This window comes from Capnocytophaga sp. oral taxon 329 str. F0087 (assembly GCF_000213295.2).
In the GTDB taxonomy this organism is placed as follows: Bacteria; Bacteroidota; Bacteroidia; order Flavobacteriales; family Flavobacteriaceae; genus Capnocytophaga; species Capnocytophaga leadbetteri_A.
Window position 1 is genome coordinate 1 of record NZ_KN390070.1, and the last position, 4,742, is coordinate 4,742.

General features: G+C 41.6%; 5 protein-coding genes and 1 pseudogene. All 6 read right to left on the minus strand.

Features of this window, described 5'->3' with window-relative positions; translation table 11 throughout:
• A pseudogene (locus HMPREF9074_RS11130) lies at positions 1 to 408 on the minus strand (cytochrome C assembly protein); the annotation flags it as partial.
• A 23-nt stretch (positions 409 to 431) separates the two neighbouring features.
• The gene (locus HMPREF9074_RS11135) at positions 432 to 1,655 is read right to left on the minus strand and encodes a cytochrome c biogenesis ResB family protein (protein ID WP_009390918.1); all 1,224 of its coding nucleotides are present in this window, start codon (positions 1,653 to 1,655) and stop codon (positions 432 to 434) included.
• A 119-nt stretch (positions 1,656 to 1,774) separates the two neighbouring features.
• Positions 1,775 to 3,241 (minus strand): ammonia-forming cytochrome c nitrite reductase, encoded by a 1,467-nt coding sequence (gene nrfA / locus HMPREF9074_RS11140; protein WP_009390917.1) that lies wholly within the window; start codon positions 3,239 to 3,241, stop codon positions 1,775 to 1,777.
• A 27-nt stretch (positions 3,242 to 3,268) separates the two neighbouring features.
• A complete protein-coding gene (nrfH, locus tag HMPREF9074_RS11145; protein ID WP_009390915.1) occupies positions 3,269 to 3,883 on the minus strand; it encodes a cytochrome c nitrite reductase small subunit in 615 nt (204 codons plus the stop codon).
• 196 nt (positions 3,884 to 4,079) lie between these two features.
• Positions 4,080 to 4,640, minus strand: coding sequence for a Crp/Fnr family transcriptional regulator (locus HMPREF9074_RS11150; protein ID WP_009390914.1), 561 nt, complete (start codon positions 4,638 to 4,640; stop codon positions 4,080 to 4,082).
• 6 nt (positions 4,641 to 4,646) lie between these two features.
• Positions 4,647 to 4,742, minus strand: a 96-nt coding sequence (locus tag HMPREF9074_RS11155) for a TraR/DksA family transcriptional regulator (RefSeq protein WP_034540859.1), incomplete at its 5' end; no start/stop codon positions are given.

A 4,742-nucleotide genomic window follows, 5' to 3' on the forward strand; every position in this document is an offset into this window, starting at 1 on the left:
GGCAAAGATATATACGATTACGTGCGGTATAAACCATACACTTTGCAGTGCTGGCATTAGCGCTTTGTTCATCGTATCAGGGTGCGTATAAGTGAGCACTATAAATACAATACCCATTACAGCTGAGTAGCTAAGCATCCATTTTTGTCGATAGAGCAAGTAGATAGCATAGCCTATAAGCCCCATAAAGAGTGAGTACCATATACGTGTTTCTGCTAAAGTGCGCAATGGCGGACGCTCTAAGTTCTTCCAAAGTGCTATAATAAAGCCCCCTACTATAAGGGTCGCTCCTAAGTGAGCAGCTATACTCGCTACCCTTAGGGCTTTGTTTTTACTGTAAATAAGGCTACCTCCTAATAGCCAAAGTGCTACCGAGAGATAGGTTACTATGTCAAAATGATGCCACATTTCTTTTAATTATGAATTTAGAATTATGAATTTACAATTACCTCTTTCTTCCCTTTCACTTGGAACAAGAAAGCTATACCACCAGCAATAAGCAAAAATATACCTGTATAAACCACTGGTAGCCAAGGGTCTGAGATAAGCTCTACTACACTAAGTTCAGACCAACGACCGGCACGCTCATCGTAGCTCACTTGATAAATACGCCAGCCTCCTACGCTAATAGGATGGTTTACCTCTATGCGTTCTTCGCGTATCTCATCTTTCTTATCTTTCTGAAATACTAACACTTGCGACTGAAACTTACGTGCTTCAGGGGGTGCCATCACTAATGTATGATCTTTATCTAAGTCGATAGCACGAGGCGAAAACTGAAAGTTACCAGCTGATATCCAGTCCGTTTTCTTCTTATGAGTGCGCAAGTCTTCTATCGTCACTTGGGCAGCGTTAGTAGCTCCCCACATAGTGTGGTTTATATAAGTGCTATCTGTGTCGGGTATTGCCTTTTCAAGGTATTTATGAAGAGTAACTTTCCAATGTAGAAGAGTCATACTCTCCCCTTCCTTTTCAAGCATAAAGCCTTGAGGTTTCTCTACAGGCAGTGCCGAACCAGTAGTATCTATCACAAACAGTTTATTAGGATAAATATCTATGCTAAACTCTTTAAGCTCTAAAGCCAAAGGCAGTTGCACCATTTTGTTCTCTTCAGTAAAGGCGCGCCACTCAGCTTTGTCTTTGTAGAGATTCATTTTTAGTCGTACGATATCTCCTTGTCCGAGTACACCTGCAAACATCACCAACCATAGTCCAAAGTGATTGAGCAAAAACGGAATATTCTTGCTCTCGTATACCAAAGAGCGTTTGAGTATCGCAAACCAAAGGTTCATAAGGGCTAATACAAATATAAGACCAAAATACCACGTCTTAGTTAGGTCATTTAAGCCTAATTTGCCTAAAACACCTTGCATTTCTTCAGGTTTTACATTGATACTCCCAAGCCCGATAGTCAGTAAGCCTAAAACGGCTACAATTACAATAGCAAACGGAGCTGATGAAAATCTACTTACGAAAGCCGACTTTCTAAAAATAAAGAATACCAGCGTGGTAATCACTACAAAAGTGAACCCTGCGACGATATTATCAGGAAAGCTAAACCAGCTTTTGCTGAGGCTCCCGACGGTAAGTTGTAAAATAAGCCCTATTATAAGGGATATACACGCTACTAAGGTAGCGAATGGGTATTGCTTCATAAAAACTAAAAAATAATAATATAATAAAGACAAACTTTGCCAAAGTCTCGCAGGCTTTTCGTCCCACGACCTTTGGCAAAGTCTATATTATTGACTGTTATTGCCTAATACGGCGTGCACTATTTTTGTGATACTAAGCGTCCTGCTTTTTTAGCTTCTTCTATCCATTTAGGCACTATAGTTTCTAAGAATTTTTTCTTAGCAGCTTCTTCTTTTGGTATATCCAAGCCTATTTCTTTTTGGGCTTTAGCTTTAGTGCTAATATCAGGCATTACGAAAGCTGTTTTGATGTTTAGTTTTTCTTTAAGCACATCTAAATTATTTTCAGCTTGATAAGCATAGATAAGACCATCGCTAAGGAGGCGTTCAGATTCGATAGGAGCGTGGAAAGCGGCACCGTGTGAAGAGTGTACCATATCCCAACGCCATTGTGATTTGCGGATAAGTGCCAAAGTAGGTTTCATTTGTTCTTCGTTAGCACCGTTATCCCACAAGAATTTAGCTTTGAAGTGTACTTTTGCTAATTGTTTTTCGAGTTTCATACGCATACCATATACAGCATCTTGGCGATCGTATACGTTTTTCACCAATTCTTCTTCACTTTGGCGGTGACAAGTTTGGCAACTCGCTGATACATTGCGTAGTGGGCTGCTGATATGGTGGTCAGAGAATTTCACAGCACCATCAGTTTTGTATGGCATATGGCAATCGGCACAAGAAACGCCGCGTTGTCCGTGAATACCGAGTTGAGAAAGTTCATAGTCGGGGTGTTGTGCTTTAAGGATAGGAGTACGGCTAAGTGAGTGTACATAGTCAGTCCAACCTTCTGCATCGTAGTACTCTTCCATCTTTTCAATAGTCATACCTTTATCCCAAGGGAAAGTAAGGTGTTTTTTATCACCTTTGAAGTAGTACTCTACGTGGCATTGTGCACATACTAACGAACGCATTTCTTGGTGAGTAGCGTTGTTAATATCTTTCCCTTGACGTTCAAAAGCCTCAACAAGAGCTGGTTGGTGAATTTCAAGCTTCATTGTTTTAGTATTGTGGCAAGTAGCACAACCGATAGGGTTTACTATCTCGTTACCCCATTTATCCCAAGGAGCACTATAGTAATTGTCTAATCCTACTTTTTTCATTAAGCGAGGTACATCAGGGCTTTTACAAGTCCAGCAAGTACCAGGCTGAGGAGAGTGGGTAGAATCGGTAGGCGCACCAGTACGAAGAATTTTAGTAACGTCTTCAATAGCGTGCATATGTCCGCGTGGAGCGTTGTATTCCTTAGAGAAAGCATAACCAGCCCAAAGCACGACCATTTCGGGGCGCAAAGCGAGCAAATCATCATCTTGACTGCTCATATACCTAGAGCGGAATGTAGTGTCAGCAGTCGCTCTCCAAGAGTCGTACTGACGTGGGTAGAACGGTGCGAATAGCTCGTTCTTACACTCCTGATCTGGGAGGTTATTACCGCCTTTTGCGATAAACTCAGCCTCTTGTGATCTATTCATTATTGAATTAGCCAATAGTCCTAATAAGAAGGTCACTATTGCCAATATACCTGCAATTAACCAATGTTTCTTTTTCATCGCTGTATAAATTATATTTCGTTTTTTTTAATTATTACTTTTTTTACTTTTAGCGGCCATTTCTTGTAGCCAATCAGGAACGTTAGCGCCCATATCATCAATAATAGGCACGGGCGAGTTAGGAGCAGCGTTCAGCCCGCGTACGCGGCTATGAGGCACTTCGCGGTGGCATTCCCAGCAGAGCTTGCCATTGCCAGCGTGTGCCATTGGGGCAGTTACCTTGCCTATCTGCACCTCACTTACAAGGGTGCTGTGGCAGCGAATACAGTTCTCTTGCACTACTTTTTGTCCTGGTGAGTGCATCTTGATAACCTGTGGCTCCATTCGGAAGGTAAACATCGTAGCGTGGCGCAAACCGTCATTAGCTTTGAAATAATACTTACGGAAGACATTGTCGTGCGGTACGTGGCAGTCGTTGCACACGGTATTACGTCCGTGCGATGAGTGCAACCACGTAGCATACTCAGGCTCCATAATATGACAGTTCACACACGCCTTTGGATCGTCAGATAGATAGGAATGTGCTTTAGATAGGTAGAATATATACCCCGCAAGACCTATCAAGATACCTACCAAGGAAGGTATCAGAAAACGAAACCATCGTTTGTTTTTTGTTTGAGTGTCTTTATCAGTTGTCGCCATTATATAATAAATAAGGTATTTCGTGTCTTTTCGTTGCAAATATACCACGCTTTCCTTTCATTACAAAATAAAAAACGAAAAATAGCGAAATTTATTATTATTCTAAGTAAGAAAAGTGCTTAACCTATTAAAAATAAGCCAATTAACAAATTCTCTCATTTGCTAATTGGCTTATTTTTTCTAATTGACTAATCGTTTAATTCTTTCGTATTACACTTAGTGTTTGTTGGGTGATACCCAATAGCGAGGCTATATGCCCTAAAGGCGCACGCAGTAGTATCTGGGGGTATTTCTTCAGCAGCAACTCATACCGCTCTTGGGCGGTCTGAAACTTAATCGTGTACAGCTGCTCTCTAAGGGTCTGTATGGCCGATACTAACAGCAGTCGCATCAGCCGTTCCAGCTCCTGATGCTCATTTACCACACGCTCTACCTCTCTAAAGTCGGCTTCCCATACCACACAATCCTCCAATGCCTCTAATTGAATGGGGGTGGGACTGTCAAAATAAATATTCTCTACCGGAAAATAAAACATTTGCTCCATAAAAAAAGAATGGGTAATGTCTTTTTTCTTTTTCTCGTAGAAAGTGCGCAGCAGTCCCTGTTCCACATAGTACAACCGTCCCTCATTGCTACCTGTTTTTTGCAGCGTTTGATACTTTTTGTAGTGCTTTTGTTCAAAAAGCCTTTCTACCAAAGGCGCAAGCACTTCAGGGGTGATAAGGGTCTCTTGGCAAATGTACTCTGTCGGACTCATAGGTACTTATTGCATATTTTTAGCCTCAATGCTTAGGGTAGCGTGGGGCACCGCCATCAAGCGACGTTTGTCTATCAGTTTACCTGTTACGCGACAGATACC

Coding starts and splice junctions, on each gene's coding strand:
- HMPREF9074_RS11135 (WP_009390918.1), bottom strand. CDS start 1,655: ATGAAGCAATACCCATTCGCTACCTTAGTAGCGTGTATATCCCTTATA.
- nrfA (WP_009390917.1), bottom strand. CDS start 3,241: ATGAAAAAGAAACATTGGTTAATTGCAGGTATATTGGCAATAGTGACC.
- nrfH (WP_009390915.1), bottom strand. CDS start 3,883: ATGGCGACAACTGATAAAGACACTCAAACAAAAAACAAACGATGGTTT.
- HMPREF9074_RS11150 (WP_009390914.1), bottom strand. CDS start 4,640: ATGAGTCCGACAGAGTACATTTGCCAAGAGACCCTTATCACCCCTGAA.